We start from the raw sequence: 15,356 nt of genomic DNA on the forward strand, positions 1-15,356 counted from the left end.
AATAACAAACAGCTTACACTGTAGTTCCTTTATTCTTCTCAACCGTCTCAAGCAGTTCTCTTAAACTTGGATCATCAATATAATTGCTGATCGTCACAATGTTCTTGCCCTTATGTCTGAGCAGCGCTCTTTCGTACAAGTCCTTATGAACAACAATAATATCGGAATCATCCGGTACGTCTTCGATTCTGAAATGCTTGACCTCAATACCGGTAATGTTTTTCTTTTGCAGTCTCTTTCTAAAGGTGGTAGCCCCTAAGGCACTGCTTCCTGCTCCGGCATCACATGCAAAAGAGATCTTGTTAATTTCTGTTGTAGCAGGTGCATCCGTTACAATCTCATTTAGCAGTTCCTTACCTTCAGCTTTCATTGCTTTGGATTTTTCCTGAGAGCTGCTGAAGCTTTCCTCATCATCAGACTTATTGTCCAGCTTCAAAATAATAGAGGTGATCACAAAAGAAACGATTGTCGCAGCAAGCACGCCCAGAAACATGCCGAGGAAGCTTCCTTTTGGCGTTAACGCCAAATATGAAATAAAAGAGCCTGGGCTTGGTCCTGCTACCAGACCGGCATGAAACAGATTAAAGACTGTAATGCCTGTCATGCCGCCTGCAATCATTGCAATAATCGTCAGAGGTTTCATTAATACATAAGGGAAGTACAATTCATGAATCCCGCCGAAGAAGTGAATAATAATAGCACCCGGCGCTGTTTTCTTCGCTGCCTTTTTCCCAAAGAATGAAAATGCAAGCAGAAGGCCAAGACCTGGTCCCGGGTTGGAGGCCACTGTAAAGAAAATCGATTTGCCTGAGCTTAAAGTATCCTGCATACCAAGTGGATAATAAATACCTTGATCGATAACATTATTCAGGAATAATACTTTGGCCGGTTCATTAATGAGAGACAGTAACGGCAAGTAGCCGCCTGCAACCATGGCTTTAATCGATGTTGTGACAAAGGCATTTGCACCCTCGATCACCGGACCAATTACATAGTAAGAGAACACCATTAATATAAAGCCCAATATTCCGATAGAGAAATTGTTAATGATCATTTCAAAGCCCGCTGGCATTCTGTTCTCCAGGCTTTTATCGAATTTCTTAATGACCCATCCGCCCAGAGGACCAATAATCATAGCCCCTAAAAACATAGGTATATCGGATCCGACAATAAGACCAATCGCTCCAATTGCGCCCATTACCGCACCCCGATTGCCTGCTACCATTCTTCCGCCGGTAGATGCAAGCAGTAAAGGCAGTAAATACGTGATGGCCGGACCGACGATTTCCGCCAATTTCTCATTTGGGAACCAGCCCGTGGGAATAAATAGCGCGGTCAAAATCCCCCAAGCAATAAACGCACCAATATTAGGCATAACCATGTTGGTCAAAAAACCGCCTACAACTTGAATCCGTGCACGTATTGATGATTTCTGCTTTGCAACACTGGACATTGGAATCGTCCCCTTAGTTCAAATTTTCTGCTGCTCAACACCATTTGCAGGTGTTATTCCACTTCTTCGATGAGGGATATTAATTCCGTCTCACTGCTTACTTGGAGCAGCTTCACCATTACATCCTCGTCTATCAGCATAGAGGAGAGATCTGTAATAAGTTCCAAATGTCCTGTACTATCCTCAGCTGCAAGTACAAACAACAAGCTTACTTCCTTACCTTCCGGGAATAACACTGGTGTTTCCAGTTTCAAAAAGGACATTCCTGTGGCATTAATATTGCCTGTATTCTTAGCATGTGGCATAGCAATACCCGGTACGATCACGATGTACGGACCATTCTTATGCACATTATCTATCATGGCCTGGACATAAGCAGTTGTAATGGCGCCTTGATCCAGTAATGGCTGAGCCGCTATTTGAATGGATTCTTCCCAGCTATGAACCGATTGAAGGAATTTAGTATTATTTTTCAAAAAATGACTTAACATGATGTTTAGCCCCTCTTCATTCATTTGGATACAGCTGTCAATGCAGAAACATGCTGTCTTATTACTTCCTGTACTTCCGGCTCGGTAATGTGTGAAAAAGCTGCCAGAGCGCTTATCAAACCTTGTTCTGATATATAGTCTTGCAGCTCTACCGCCTCTTCATCCTTCGTATTGCTGAATAAATAACCGGCGGCAATCACTTTGGCAAGCTGGCTGTAAGGAAGACCTCGCTTATACAACTCAGTCGCTGGTTTTACAAGCCGCTCATCCTGACCAAGCTTCCGAATTGGGGACCTGCCAACCCGAAAAATATCATCGCTCACCTGTTCGTTTCTGAAGCGTTTACATGTTGTTTCGATAAAACTTTGTAATTCTTCGGCAGACTTGCCATAGGCTGCTTCAAAATAACGGGCCACCTCATACATCGCCCCCTGAACCGTAGCTTCGATGTCCGGATGAGCAAGCGCACGCTGGATAGTCGGCTCGTTATACAGGTAACCAAGGTAGGCTGCTGCGGCATGACCCATATTTACGATAAATAGCTTTCTCTCAATATAGGGCGTCAAATCATCTACATAAATGACTTTATCCAATAAAGGCAAAGAATGATTCAGCATCTCCGAACGATTAATGATCCATTCAAAAAATGGCTCAACCTGAACCAACTCCCCCTCATTAGTTCTTCGGGATAATGCAAGCCGGTCGACCGCCGCATTAGGAAAGCCTGCAAACGAAAGGATCGTTGCCATTTCTTCTGCAGAGGCAAGCCTTTCAATTTCCTTACGCAAGGTCGTCGAAGCGTTGATTGCATTTTCGTTAGCAATGATATCTATTGGGCCCTTGCGAAGTTCTGCTCTGGAGAGCAGAGCCTTGAACAGAATATTGGCAACCTTAGACAGATTCGGAACACCTACAGAAAGCGTAATTAGGTCGGCTGCTCCGATATTCGCAATGACCTCTTCCTCTTGTGTTATGCTGTTAAGCGCTGACACCGGCGAGATCACTTCAATCGTATGATCCGCATCGAGAAGTTCAACCTTATAGCTATTCGTTTTGTTGATGGTGTCGATCATCTCTGGATTAACATCAACAAAGCATACCTCAAACCCGGCTTTGCTAAGCACATTCCCTATGAAACCTCGGCCGATATTACCGGCACCAAAATGAACCGCCTTCATCATAAGCCCCCTTCTACCTCTTATTCCAGGTTGGCATGGTACTGCCACAGAGCGTGCATATCGACATTGTTTTCTTTGACAATCATTAATGAGATCGTGTCGCCAAGTAACAACAGACTCTGCTCAAACAGGCTGGTCATCGGTTGAATCGACGGGATTTCACCTGGCAAATTCAGCTTTGTGCTAACGGGAATTCGTACAAATATATCAGCATACTCTCTCATGGAGCTCTGCGGGTTAGCTCCGATATGTGCAACGGTTGCTTTGAATTGCTTCGCCTTCTTGGCAATGATAAGCGGGAAGGCCGTCTCTCCACTGCCAGATCCCACAATGAGCAAATCATTTTCCGTAATCGCCGGCTCCGTAATTTGACCAACTACGAAGGTGTTCACACCGAGATGCGCTAATCGCTTAGCAATCGACTTTAGGGACAATAGTACTCTGCCAACACCTACAAAGAAAACTTTATCTGCCTTTTTAATCGCTGCTGCCAACTGCTCAACCTGCTGAGGCTCGATACTGATCAATGTCTCGGAAAGCTCGTTAGCAATGGCCTTGGACACCTCATTGAATGGACTCATTTACTTCACCCCCGCTTGAAGTCCTTGATGAATTGCTTCCTCAACCAATACTTTGTTGTCAGCCAAGCTGCGGTGTGGGATAAACAAACTGGTTGAGCCCGCGACCAAAATATCCGCTCCTGCCTCTACAAGTGCAGGGATCGTATCCAGGGACACCCGACCATCCACTTCAATTTTTGTGTTCAGCTGCTTCGCTTGGATTAGTTGCTGCAACTCCTCTACCTTCTTCACAGCATAAGGCACTTGCTTCTCATTCTTGTCTGTTGCAAAGCCTGGATTAATAAGCATCAGCAGCACTACATCACATTCCGGCAGGATATGATCCAGCACAGACAACGGCGTAGAAGGATTTAAGGCTACCCCTGCTTTAATGCCACTTTTTTTAATAAGTTGGAGACAACGATCAACATGTATACCGCTTTCAACATGAAAAGTAATTTGTTGTACCCCGATATTGATCATCTCTTGGATAAAAAATTCGTTATTATTCGACATAATATGAACATCAAAATTCATATCTGTAATTTTGCGGAGCTGCTTGATTGTATCGATTCCCAGCGGCATGCTTGGGCTGAAGCTTCCATCAATAACATCAACATGCAAAGTATCCAGTCCGACCTTCTCGATTTCTTTAATTCCACTTTCCAGATTGCAAAGATCCGCACACATGATAGATGGTGCAATTGTGATTGCTCTTTTGCTCATGTTTATGTCTCCTTTTATGCGTTTATATGCTTCTTTGTACGAGTATAAAACAAAAAATATGCGCAGTAAAGCGTTTATTTTCGAATTAAATAAGACAACAATTATAAACACGCATAAATTAGCTAATCTTTTTATCGCATCATGCATATAAACCGCAAAAAAAACGTCAATTCAGGTGAATGAACCAGGCATAATAATGATAAACATGCAAAACAAGGACCTATTTATTGCAGTTTTTTTGAAAATTGTGCTACACTAAAAAGAAAAGAAGGGTACGGACTACATGTTAAAAGAAGAACGTCAGCAAAAAATCGTGCAGATTTTAAACACTGAGCACAAGGTCATCGCCAGCGATTTAAGTAAACGCTTAAACGTATCTGAGGATACTATCCGCAGAGATTTGAAGGATCTTGACATACAAGGGCTTGTCAAACGAGTTCATAGCGGTGCACTCCGCATAGGCCCGCCTGTTGAGGATTTTTCCACGAGGCAAAATGTTTCCAGTGACTTGAAGACGAAGCTGGCACTCAAAGCGCTGGATTATATCAAAGACAATATGGTCATTCTTATTGATGGAGGAACGACCAACCTGTATCTGGTGAAGCAGCTTCCATTAACATTAAAAGCTACTATTATTACCAATAGCCCGCCTATCGCGATGGCCTTGTCCAACCATAATTCAGTAGAGGTGATTATGATAGGCGGCACCTTGTTCAAGGAGTCCATGGTCAATTTAGGTATTGATACCGTAGAAACACTCAACACAATGCGCAGCGATCTATACATTATGGGCGTCTACAACATTGATCCGTATATCGGCATTAGTGTTCCAAGTCTGACCGAAGCGTTGGTCAAAAGAAAAATGATATCTATTTCCACCGAGGTGCTGGGAATGGTAACCTCTAATAAGCTGAATACAATTTCGAATCATATTGTATGTCCGTCCAACCAGTTGACTTATCTCGTTACAGAGCATGTGCATCCCGAAATTACAGGGCTGTACGCTAATCAAGGTATCATTGTGACGGAATAGGAATAGCTACCCTCCGGTGTACTCCCCGACAAATTGTACATGATTGTATCAACATGAAATTGAGCATAGCAAAAACCTCCTTATACGAAGATAACTAGATCTCTTCTTTGTACAAGGAGGTTTTTACGTATTGAACAGAAGAACTTATCCTTTAAAAGTACACTCATAAATAACACAAACAGGACCACCCTATCCGGGCAGCCCTGTCTGCGTGCAAATGCTGCAGCTATTTTATTCCTCTTCCTCCACGATGTAATCTAGCAGACGTCCATGATCATTCCATTGACCGTACATTTTGTTTTCTCTAGTATTTGTTATGAATTTGTCTAATCTGCTCTGAAACAATTCTGGCTGTTTCTTATTGCTTTGTATCGTGTCGATCCGGACTCTTTTATAAAGCTCTGGAAAGGCCATGAAATGATCGTATACTTGCTTTTCCTCTTTTAATCTTTGCTCTACATCTTCATCTATTTTGAAAGAATCGTAATCCATATCAGGAAGAACCTTCCTTCCTTCGTCTGTCAGGAGTCCCAACTTTTCGAGGCGGCGAACACGTTCTTTATTCAATTCAGTCCATGAGCTTTTTTGGCTTCGGGGAGATAGTCTCTGAGCCAGCTCCGTTTCAGATATTTTCTTCTTGACTCCATCAATCCATCCAAAGCACAAAGCTTCCTCGACCGCGTCCAAATATAAGAGCGTATCCGATTTGGGCGTCATACTGACCAAGACCCAACAGCATTTTTCAGTCCTACTATTCTCCTGTAGCCAGAACCTCAGCTCTTCTCTCGATTTTACGGGAGTCAAATGATCCATTTCCATATATAAAAAGAAACTCCTCTCCACAGTTATCATATATCGGTTAATTCACGCTTGCTTTCTCAACATGCGCATTAGAAATGGCTTTTTTTATCATGATCAGTATGAAAGCAAGCAATAAAAGCATAACCACTCCTGACAAGCTAGTATAAGCATACACCAAATTAGAGATGGCAAACATCAGGATAGAGGAAAGTAAGATTGCTTTTCGATTCATGCCGGATGCGAGTAAGGTTAGGAATGGGCCCGAAATCGCAACGATTAACGCAAATGCACTGACAAGGTATCCGGCCTCCGAGGGCGCTATGTGAAACTTTTGAGTGATTTGGGGAAGAACTCCGATCAGCCCAGCGAAGAATAGCTGTTTTTCATAAATCGTGCCTCCATCGGTATAAAAAAAATGGCCTTCAGCTGGAAGACCATTTTTCAGAAGTGAGTTACTGTTTGTTGGCTATTACTTGATCTAGGAATTTATCCGCGTCACTATTAAATTTCCAGTTGACCCCGAACTTATCAACTAGCGTTCCAAAACACGAAGACCAAGGATAATTGGATAACGGCATGGTGACATATCCACCAATGGACAAACGACCAAAGTACTCCTCCAGTTTTTGCTTATCATCGATGACCAGACTAATCAGAATATTATTCCCTTGCACCAGCTCACCTGTTACCGCCTTCATGGAAGGCAGAATGTCCGACATCATAAGCTTCCCGCCTGCGAATTCGATGGAAGACTCCATGATCATATTTAACTCATTTTCCGGCATTGGGTAGTTTGGATCTTGCGGGATATCCCCGAATTTCACTTTCTTTACTTCAATTGCACTTAAAGCCTCCGAATAAAATTCAATCACTTCTTCTGTGATTCCATCAAAATTCAAATATGCAATAGCTGACATAAAGTAATCCCTCCTTCTTATGATAAATGTAGTATAATCTACAAAAGGTGACAACTATATGTCACCGTTCTCAGATGATGTAGAGAAATAAGAGGAGGAAATATGGACAAGGTTGAGCGACTTATTTCTATAATAATGATTTTGCTGAAAAAAAATATCGTTTCGACTAGTGAATTCGCGCAATTATTTAATGTTTCCAAAAGAACGATTCTTCGTGATATGGAAACACTGAGTCTATCAAACATCCCGATCTATGCTACCCATGGAGTTAATGGCGGCTACGGTATTATGGATGAATACAAAGTTGATAAACGTCTTTTAAGCAGCACCGACTTAGAGAATATATTAACTGCGCTAGGCGGATTGGAACAAATTCTAATTAGCGAAGAAGTTGAACTTACTATAAAAAAAATAGAAGCGATGGTTAGCCCCTTATCTCTGAAAAGTTCAATTCAACTGTCATTTTATGATTGGGAGGGGCGTTCTGAGATCCTTCAAACCTTGAGGGCATGTCAAGAAGCCATATTAATGAGAAGGTTAGTTTCATTTGATTATATAGATAAGGATGGCGCTACGTCGAATAGAATTGTCGAGCCCTATCAGCTTCATTTTAGCGAAAGAAGTTGGTATCTGAAAGGATTCTGTTTAGATCGTATGGGGTATAGAACGTTTAAATTATCCCGGATCGATAAGCTTACTATGGATGAAAAAACATTTAGCCCTAGGGATGATTTGTTGGAACAAGTGCAACAAGCAAGTTATCAACCGCAGCTAGTCGCCATTAAGGCATTGATTTCGCCTGGCATCAAAGATCAATTCATTGAAAGATACGGTCGGAAAAGTATTGAAAACTATAGTGCTGAATTTTTATTAGCAACCATTTATGTTCCTCAAAACAGTACGGGATTTCAATTTTTAGCAAGTTTCGGCACCAATCTAACCATCCTAGAGCCCAAAACATATGTTGAAGACTTTCGAAAATATTTAAAGAAAATGATGGATAATTATTCCAGATGATAGCAGAGGGGATGAATTCTATTTCAACCGCCGCTTTAAGCAGACGGAGGGCCTAACGCCTGGACAATTTGTCCGCAACTATGAGAATAAACCAGCTAATATTTGTGCTTTAACCTGTCTTGGGCATTTACTCGCACTTGGCATCCGTCCCACTGCAGCCGCAAAGAATTTGACCAACAGACCCTACTTGCGAAACCTTATTCTGGATATTCACCGGGTGAACAATATTCCTTATCAACTGGAAGAGATCGCCGAACTACATCCGGAATATATACTGGTATCGAACGAACAGGAATGTGAAGAGCTGTCAACCGTTGCATCTACGATGATCTTCTCACAGAACGACCATAAACCAATGACTTTACTGGCGATGCTTGGCGATGCTTGGCGATGCTTTTAACAAACAGAGGATGGCGCAGCAGCTTATTATGCAATATGAACAGAAAGCTGAACGTCACAGAACCGAAATACGGAGATTCATATCCAAGGAAGAAACGGTGTCAGTTATCGAAATACGCACCGATTCCATTTATGTGTTTGGCAACTTCTGGTGCCGTGGAGCTTATAATTTATACGATGGGCTTCAGAACGCTGGAGAAGACTTTCATTTGGAAGCAGTTAAAGGCTGTGCAAAATAATCGTGTCTATTCCATAGATCCGGAGCATTTGCTGTCAGCGACCCCATCTCCATGCATAGCCAAATGGACGTGCAGATGAATCTCCTGCTTGCTCGGTAGTTAGGAAACAATCTGGCTAAAGATTCTCTTTACTCTATAAAACGAAACCAAGATCATGCTAAAAAGCCAGCTATAATAGCTGGCCTAATTTGTATTGTGAGGATGTAGGTTAGAGCATAGATTTATAACGTAGACTGGATGAACACCGTAAACGTAAAATAGTCCCCACCTAACGATCAGATGGAGACTACTTCACACTTACTAGGTGAAACCCTTCTGCTTTGCGCCAATGGCGGTTGTGCCTATCCGAAGCCCGACCGTCCCTGTTGCGCCAACTACGGTGGCCGAGTTAGTTCGTGTGTGCGACGGCACTTATTTCAACCAATTGCTCAGGGGACGCAAGATAGGTCACGCCGATGAGACTGCCGGGATATTTTCACTAGCTATGAGAGGCGGATACTCCGAATGATAAGTTCAATAGTATCCTTGTTTTGCTCGTAAACGTCCTTCGTCATATGGATGTTCCCGCCTAAAGCTCTTGTATTGTATCCAAGATCCCTTAATTGATTCTGATCAAACACATAATAAATGGAGATCGTATCTTGATCCTCACTGGTATATTTCTTACCCTTTAATCCGGTTTGCGTGACAAAGTCTTCTACAACAGCATTACCTGCGGGGTCCCAAGACAGTGTTCCTTCTTGGCCAGACAAAGATATTTTTTGTTCAGGATCGTTCTCAACATTTATAACAATTCCTGCATCAGGTATGGCTTCTCTCGATTCGGTAGCTTTGTAATTTTCAGTTCCTTCAACCCTGTAATCCCAATTATCGGGAATACCCACACTAAAGTTAAAACGTGAATTGCTGTGCGTAATAAAATTTTGTGGTGTTGAAAACTCTTCAACGATTTCATTGGATTGACAGGCTGACAGTCCAAAAACTGTGAATATCAGTAGAATGAGCTTTTTGAATTTAAGTCGCCTCATTATTAATCGCTTCCTTAACTATCGTTCTTAAAGTGGTGTGCCGAATTCGACAAGCGTATTTCGGGCAGATCGTTGTCTATGTTTATCAACAAGCTCTCGAGAAGAAGCCGTTATTCGACATTCTTTAGCATCTCAAGATATCCGCCTAAACTGTTATTACTAATTCCTACTACAGGTCTGCCCATTTGAGATGCTTGTCATAGGAAATCGCAACAGTCGAGTAAATAAATTACTTGTCATTCCAACAACTCACTTTTCTACTTGTGGAGTCGGTTATCTAGCACCGTCTGAATGATTTGACGATCTGAAAGATCACTGAGCAAAGAAGCAAATCGATATGGTTGTAGGCTGTAAATTGTTTAAAAGTGAACATTCACTTACCTTTGCACCAAATAAAACATTGAGCAGGGACATGGTAGTGACCATTCTTGGACGATTGGCAGAAATGGATGTTGCAGCTTATACGTACGACCAGGGCGAACCATGTTCCGAAACGTTAGTAACGAGTGTAGCAATGGACCCGGCGACGCGAAAAAGCCGTCCGGTGCCGGACGAGCTTCGTCATATTTTCGGCTAGATCCAGCCAACGCAAAAATCTTTTCAATATGAGCCACGTTGCTGGTCCGTTTCGGAAAGCTTTTTGCGTTCAATATGATATCTTCCCAAATAGATCGAAATTTCCAAATCATAATTTCCGGTAGTCCCTTGGAACTTTTATGCATGCATTGCGACTCGAAAGCCACAATGACCGCTTGAGCTATCCGGTGTATTCGAGCTTCGAGCAGCAACCCTGTAGCGATTACAGTAGGAACGGTGACAAAGGTAAGATCCTCCTCTCATCGATTTATGTCCTGTATCGATATTAAATATCGGATTCACATTTTGCGTCTTTTGGTGATAAGCCGGACTGAACCAGTCTGCGCACCACTCCCATACGTTTCCTGCCACCTGATATAAACCATAGCCATTCGGTTCGAATGTATGGACCGGAGCCGTATCGATATAACCGTCGCTTGCATGGTTTTTAACAGGAAACTTTCCTTGCCAAATGTTGCACATGTGCTGGTCGTCAAGCTTCAGTTTGTCTCCCCACGGGTATCTTTTCCCTTTCAATCCACCACGTGCTGCGTATTCCCACTCCGCTTCGCTTGGCAGCCTTGTCCCTGACCATTTGCAGAACGCTATTGCATCATTCCAAGTGACATGAACGACCGGATGATCCATTCGATCCGTGATGCCAATCTCTATTCCTTCCGGCCTTCTCCAATTTGCTCCTTCTACCGCCAACCACCAGGGCGCCTGTTGCGAGGAACCCTTCACTTTGCTCCTTGTCTCTTCGGACACCAGAAGATGAAATACATAAGACCAACCGAATTTCTCCGCTTCCGTTATGTAACCCGTAGCCTCAACAAAAGCTTGATATTGCGCATTTGTGACTGTATAAGCCGAAATGTAAAACGGATCAATCTCAATCTTTCGAGCTGGCCCTTCCCCATCGTCCGGAAAGCCTTCCGAGTCATTCGTTCCCATCTCGAACGCACCGCCTGTTAAACTTACCCAGTCAAATCGGAGACTAGATGGAGCACTGAGAGTGCATGGTGTCGCAACCGGTTCTGCTGCTTGTATAAGTTTATCATTCGTATGCTGTCTGCTCACCGAGCAGCATGCTTTGGGAATTGGATGGTTCATCTTTCTCTCTCCTGTCGCAGTATTCAAATGTGCAAAAGTTCCCTGGCCGTACTAACGGACAGGGAGCTTAAACTTAACTGTTGTATAGCCGGTACACTTGGGCGCTGTTCAGCGCAGTATTGTATAGCTGGAAATCATCTACGCTGCCGTTCCAATAATCGTTGGCATCGGTAGGCGATTTATGGGCCCCGATGCGGAACGGGGACGTTTGGGATTCGATGGTGCGTGTTGCCGATCCGACCGGTTGTCCATTCACATAAAGCGTGACGGCTCCGCCCCGATTTACAACCGCTACATGCGTCCATTCTCCTGTAGGAATCGTCTCAGATGAGAGCAAGGCGCTTCCGCCAAGAAAAGTACCGAGTTGGCCAGTCGAAGTTACTCGGTATAGTAATGTGCGCCCCAAAACGCCCTCCTGTTGAAAAATAACTTGGTTAACACCAGCCGCAGTATCCAGCTTGACCCATCCCGCAACGGTAAAATTGCCTGAGCCCGGATTCAGTACGGCCGGCACGCTCACGTAATCGCCTCTGCCGTTCAGCTTGAGCGAACCGCCGATTTTGCCGTTGTTGTTCCAGACCGGGTTGCCTATCAAACTGCCGTTATTCGTACCTGCTGCATCAGCGGCCGTGACGCCGCTTCCGTCATCGAGCTTGAAATGAGCAAGCGGACTAACGAATGCAGGTGCAAGGCCTGGCCCTTGATAAGCTCCGATACTCGGCGCTGTCGTAGAAGAAACAGCATTACCAAAATAATCTCGGCCTCCGTTTGCAGGGATCACAGCCCCTACATTCAGTGCCACCGAGCCGGCTCCCAGCTTGTAACCCGCCTGGTCGAGACTGCCGGGGCCGTTCAGCCAAGGGTCAGTTGTTACCGTATTAGTCGCCCATGCTGGAACCGGCACTCCGAAAAACGCGTTATTGTCGATAACGAAATTCAAATCGTCCAGCGTCCATGTAACCTGACCGCCACCCTCTTTGTAAATGAGGTTGTTCCGGAACTGGATGGCCTGCCGCTGATTCGTCGTCTCTTGATAAATAACGGGCGCAAGGCCGGAACCTATATACATTGTATTATTGTAAATATGGCTTGAAACCACCTCGCCGCCGCAGCTTTGGAACATACGCGCCCGGTCGTTGACCGAAATATTGTATCGGATCACGAAGTTGACCGCCTTACTGTTTCCCTGGGCACAAATCAGAAAAAATCCGCCTTCGTTTCCATGGGAATAGTTGTATTGGAATGTGATATTGCTTGTGGAATGATCGATGTCATATGCCATACCATCCTTAGTCGTTTTGCCACCGGACGTGTCGTTGAATTGAAAGGTGACATTGTTTGCGTTCGCCGTCCACATACCTGCGTTCGGCGAGTCGGATCGCATATTGAAACCGGTTAAGGTATTGGATTCGACCAGCGCCCCGTCAACCGTCATTGGTGCGATTCCGTCCCCGCCGATATCCGAGAGCGTATTACCGCTAATGTAGAGGTCGGTCATCGGCTTCCACGACCCGTTGCACAAACTCCCCCAAAACTCCACCAGTCCCGGTCGTTGGCAATAATTAGACCAAACATAAATCCCTTGACGGTCTACGCTTGCAATCTGATTGTTCAACACTTGCACCTGATGAAAAGCGGTCGGCACCGCTGTGCCAAGCACCTCAATAACGATGCCGCCTGAAGCATTCGCGTATTTGCCTGTGCCGTGATAGTTGCCGCTGACCGTTGAAGGCATGTAGCCGCGGACATCGTGAATATATAAGTTTCGCAACGTAATGCCGTATAAGTCGCCTGCGTTTTCGCCAAGAACGTGTACCCCCCGTCTAGCCGTCTTGTTATCGCCGGAAGCTGTCAGTTCGAGATCGCTTAACTCTATATATTGCAAATTACGCAGCAAAATAGCGTCGGTCTGACCATTCGCGTTAATAACGGGTCTTGCCAAGCCCGGACCGTAGGCAGCAATCGTGACAGGTGCGGCGAAACTCCCGCTTCCTACCGGCGCAAAAGTGCCGGAGCAGATCGACCCGCGTTTGAACAGAACGGAATCACCGGGGGTAAGATGAACCGTATTAATTGCCGCCAAATTGTGAAATGGAGCGGCCTCGGTTCCCATGCCGGCTTTCTCAGCAGCACAATCCACATAATAGGAAATGCCGGCCGCGAAAACGGAGGGTACGCGCTCTATCCGACCAAAGACGGGAATTAACAACGCTAATAGAACCAGTAATCGGACTAGTTGACGAATCATTTTGGAAAACAGCTCCTTCGTTCAGTGTAGGTTTAATCGCACTGCGGCACTCTTTGCAAGGCAAGCAAGGGAATTGTACCGCAGTTGCGGGCTTCACCGGCAGGTAGCGGAAGTCGCGCCCGTCACGGAAGGAGACCAGTACTGGAAATTAAGATCAAGCGATGTGAAAAGCGATCCGGCAAGAAGGGCAGCGGCCCTTTCCGTTGTCAGCTCCGCGCTTCCTGCAACGAAACATGACGCTGGCCTCCCGGCACGGCCGGCGCCGGCCGGATGATCGGCACGCTCTCCCCCGCGGCCGCCATGCGATGCTGCAGACGGGCTTGCAGGATATCCGCAGCCTCGCGATGAGAGTCCAGACCAATCAGGTTCGTTAGTTCATACGGATCAGCATCAAGGTCGTACAAATAAGCCTCGATATACTCCTCCGAGCCGGCCTGCGCGTTACCGTCCTTGCCCTCGGCGACGACACAATATTTCCATTTTCGCGTGCGGATCGCTCGAGCGATGCTGCTTTCGCTGATTTGCACGAACACCTCCTCCTGCCAAGGCTGAGAAGAGCCCGCACCGTTCAAGAGCGGCATTATCGAGTTCCCTTGCATCTGTGCAGGCACCTTAATTCCTGCGGCATCCAGCAGTGTAGGCGGCAGGTCGATCAGACTGACAAGCTGCCGCAGCTTGCGGCCTTCGCTAAATCCAGGGCCACTAAAAGCTGTAGGGACGCGAATCGAGCTGTCATGGCAAGAACGCTTGTATTCCTCGTTCCGCGTCTTGAAATGGTTGCCGTGATCGGAGGTAAACAGTACAATTGTTTGCTCGTCCAGCTCCAAGCTTTTAAGAGCGTCGAGCACCCGGCCGAGCGCTTCGTCTAGCCGTTTAACCATGCCATAATAACCGCCGATATGCTGATGGACGGTGCCTCCTAGTGCCGCGAGATCGGGCGGAATCCAGCGGCCGCCATATTGCTCGCGGTAGCCAACTGGAGCAGGATAGTCGTCAATATGATTCTGATGATGAGGCTCCAAATACGATACAAACAGAAAGAATGGATTTTCCCGATGGTTGTCGATGTATCGAATTGCAGCATCGGTAAGCGCATCAACCCGGTATCCCGGCAGCCGTACCGGATTGCTGTCATTATCGTACATAACCGTTCGGTAGCTGTCCGACGAAAACTCGAGCACGTTCGAGGCAAGCCAATAATCATAGCCACCACGTTTGGCCGCAGGTACCGGCTCCTCGTCTGCCAGATGCCATTTCCCAATATAGCCGGTCTGATAGCCAGCCTGCCCGAAATATTGTCCGAGCGTCCCTAAATGCTCCGGCAATGGAATACCGTTTTTGTAGCAGCCGGATGTAGTGCCATAAACACCGGTTTGCAGGCTGGATCGCGCTGGACCGCATACGGGCTGGCAAGTGAAGGAATGCTCCAAATGCGTACCGTATGCAGCCATTCGGTCGAAATTAGGCGTCAGCCCCAGTGGATTGCCATGGATGCCCGTGGTGTCCCAGCGCTGTTGATCGGTGAAAAAAATGAGGACATTCGGTTTGCTGACGGTTGTCATACTTCTTCTCCTCTC

14 protein-coding genes and 1 pseudogene are annotated in these 15,356 nt (G+C 45.5%); 3 read left to right on the plus strand and 12 right to left on the minus strand.

The genetic code is table 11. The annotated features are described in order from the left end of the window. Positions 1 to 13: 13 nt before the first annotated feature. The 5 genes from ACFVU8_RS20435 to ACFVU8_RS20455 are packed head-to-tail and all read right to left on the minus strand — an operon-like array spanning position 14 to position 4,408. Entirely contained in the window at positions 14 to 1,453 is a 1,440-nt protein-coding gene (locus ACFVU8_RS20435) for a PTS mannitol transporter subunit IIBC (protein ID WP_387429763.1), read from the minus strand. 53 nt (positions 1,454 to 1,506) lie between these two features. Continuing rightward, entirely contained in the window at positions 1,507 to 1,944 is a 438-nt protein-coding gene (locus ACFVU8_RS20440; RefSeq protein ID WP_387429765.1) for a PTS sugar transporter subunit IIA, read from the minus strand. A 20-nt stretch (positions 1,945 to 1,964) separates the two neighbouring features. Continuing rightward, a complete protein-coding gene (locus ACFVU8_RS20445) occupies positions 1,965 to 3,125 on the minus strand; it encodes a mannitol-1-phosphate 5-dehydrogenase (RefSeq protein WP_387429766.1) in 1,161 nt (386 codons plus the stop codon). 17 nt (positions 3,126 to 3,142) lie between these two features. Continuing rightward, the gene (gene hxlB, locus ACFVU8_RS20450) at positions 3,143 to 3,703 is read right to left on the minus strand and encodes a 6-phospho-3-hexuloisomerase (protein ID WP_387429768.1); all 561 of its coding nucleotides are present in this window, start codon (positions 3,701 to 3,703) and stop codon (positions 3,143 to 3,145) included. Then, on the minus strand, positions 3,704 to 4,408 hold the full coding sequence (locus ACFVU8_RS20455; RefSeq protein ID WP_379464815.1) for a ribulose-phosphate 3-epimerase: 705 nt from the start codon (positions 4,406 to 4,408) through the stop codon (positions 3,704 to 3,706). It abuts the gene before it with no gap. A gap of 283 nt (positions 4,409 to 4,691) precedes the next feature. On the opposite strand from ACFVU8_RS20455, the gene ACFVU8_RS20460 reads away from it, so the two are divergent. After that, positions 4,692 to 5,441, plus strand: coding sequence for a DeoR/GlpR family DNA-binding transcription regulator (locus ACFVU8_RS20460; protein ID WP_175371274.1), 750 nt, complete (start codon positions 4,692 to 4,694; stop codon positions 5,439 to 5,441). Positions 5,442 to 5,672: 231 nt separating this feature from the next. Here ACFVU8_RS20460 and ACFVU8_RS20465 read toward each other — a convergent pair whose 3' ends face one another. The 3 genes and pseudogenes from ACFVU8_RS20465 to ACFVU8_RS20475 form a co-directional block, all read right to left on the minus strand. Then, positions 5,673 to 6,260, minus strand: coding sequence for a YdeI/OmpD-associated family protein (locus ACFVU8_RS20465; protein ID WP_387429771.1), 588 nt, complete (start codon positions 6,258 to 6,260; stop codon positions 5,673 to 5,675). A 94-nt stretch (positions 6,261 to 6,354) separates the two neighbouring features. Further along, positions 6,355 to 6,606: pseudogene (locus ACFVU8_RS20470) on the minus strand (MFS transporter); the annotation flags it as partial. A gap of 88 nt (positions 6,607 to 6,694) precedes the next feature. Then, on the minus strand, positions 6,695 to 7,159 hold the full coding sequence (locus ACFVU8_RS20475; protein WP_387429774.1) for a VOC family protein: 465 nt from the start codon (positions 7,157 to 7,159) through the stop codon (positions 6,695 to 6,697). A 102-nt stretch (positions 7,160 to 7,261) separates the two neighbouring features. On the opposite strand from ACFVU8_RS20475, the gene ACFVU8_RS20480 reads away from it, so the two are divergent. Continuing rightward, positions 7,262 to 8,176: a helix-turn-helix transcriptional regulator gene (locus ACFVU8_RS20480; RefSeq protein WP_379464818.1), complete on the plus strand. Its 915-nt coding sequence runs from the start codon at positions 7,262 to 7,264 to the stop codon at positions 8,174 to 8,176. A 187-nt stretch (positions 8,177 to 8,363) separates the two neighbouring features. Further along, entirely contained in the window at positions 8,364 to 8,576 is a 213-nt protein-coding gene (locus ACFVU8_RS20485; RefSeq protein ID WP_387429776.1) for a hypothetical protein, read from the plus strand. Positions 8,577 to 9,296: 720 nt separating this feature from the next. Here ACFVU8_RS20485 and ACFVU8_RS20490 read toward each other — a convergent pair. From ACFVU8_RS20490 to ACFVU8_RS20505, 4 genes are all read right to left on the minus strand, one after another. Beyond that, complete coding sequence (locus ACFVU8_RS20490; protein WP_379464819.1) at positions 9,297 to 9,842, minus strand: hypothetical protein; 546 nt, start codon at positions 9,840 to 9,842, stop codon at positions 9,297 to 9,299. Between the two features lie 714 nt (positions 9,843 to 10,556). Continuing rightward, positions 10,557 to 11,531, minus strand: coding sequence for a formylglycine-generating enzyme family protein (locus ACFVU8_RS20495; protein ID WP_387429779.1), 975 nt, complete (start codon positions 11,529 to 11,531; stop codon positions 10,557 to 10,559). 73 nt (positions 11,532 to 11,604) lie between these two features. Next, positions 11,605 to 13,779 (minus strand): LamG-like jellyroll fold domain-containing protein, encoded by a 2,175-nt coding sequence (locus tag ACFVU8_RS20500; protein ID WP_379464821.1) that lies wholly within the window; start codon positions 13,777 to 13,779, stop codon positions 11,605 to 11,607. 206 nt (positions 13,780 to 13,985) lie between these two features. Next, positions 13,986 to 15,341 (minus strand): sulfatase family protein, encoded by a 1,356-nt coding sequence (locus ACFVU8_RS20505; protein WP_175371265.1) that lies wholly within the window; start codon positions 15,339 to 15,341, stop codon positions 13,986 to 13,988. Between the last annotated feature and the right edge of the window lie 15 nt (positions 15,342 to 15,356).

Source organism: Paenibacillus sp. NPDC058177, assembly GCF_042883835.1.
Classification (GTDB): Bacteria; Bacillota; Bacilli; order Paenibacillales; family Paenibacillaceae; genus Paenibacillus_AQ; species Paenibacillus_AQ agri.

Excerpts from the sequence above, each read along its gene's own strand:
- ACFVU8_RS20435 (WP_387429763.1), bottom strand. The coding sequence starts at position 1,453 with ATGTCCAGTGTTGCAAAGCAGAAATCATCAATACGTGCACGGATTCAA.
- ACFVU8_RS20465 (WP_387429771.1), bottom strand. The coding sequence starts at position 6,260 with ATGGAAATGGATCATTTGACTCCCGTAAAATCGAGAGAAGAGCTGAGG.
- ACFVU8_RS20440 (WP_387429765.1), bottom strand. The coding sequence starts at position 1,944 with ATGTTAAGTCATTTTTTGAAAAATAATACTAAATTCCTTCAATCGGTT.
- ACFVU8_RS20455 (WP_379464815.1), bottom strand. The coding sequence starts at position 4,408 with ATGAGCAAAAGAGCAATCACAATTGCACCATCTATCATGTGTGCGGAT.
- ACFVU8_RS20505 (WP_175371265.1), bottom strand. The coding sequence starts at position 15,341 with ATGACAACCGTCAGCAAACCGAATGTCCTCATTTTTTTCACCGATCAA.
- hxlB (WP_387429768.1), bottom strand. The coding sequence starts at position 3,703 with ATGAGTCCATTCAATGAGGTGTCCAAGGCCATTGCTAACGAGCTTTCC.
- ACFVU8_RS20500 (WP_379464821.1), bottom strand. The coding sequence starts at position 13,779 with ATGATTCGTCAACTAGTCCGATTACTGGTTCTATTAGCGTTGTTAATT.
- ACFVU8_RS20475 (WP_387429774.1), bottom strand. The coding sequence starts at position 7,159 with ATGTCAGCTATTGCATATTTGAATTTTGATGGAATCACAGAAGAAGTG.
- ACFVU8_RS20480 (WP_379464818.1), top strand. The coding sequence starts at position 7,262 with ATGGACAAGGTTGAGCGACTTATTTCTATAATAATGATTTTGCTGAAA.
- ACFVU8_RS20490 (WP_379464819.1), bottom strand. The coding sequence starts at position 9,842 with ATGAGGCGACTTAAATTCAAAAAGCTCATTCTACTGATATTCACAGTT.
- ACFVU8_RS20495 (WP_387429779.1), bottom strand. The coding sequence starts at position 11,531 with ATGAACCATCCAATTCCCAAAGCATGCTGCTCGGTGAGCAGACAGCAT.
- ACFVU8_RS20445 (WP_387429766.1), bottom strand. The coding sequence starts at position 3,125 with ATGATGAAGGCGGTTCATTTTGGTGCCGGTAATATCGGCCGAGGTTTC.
- ACFVU8_RS20460 (WP_175371274.1), top strand. The coding sequence starts at position 4,692 with ATGTTAAAAGAAGAACGTCAGCAAAAAATCGTGCAGATTTTAAACACT.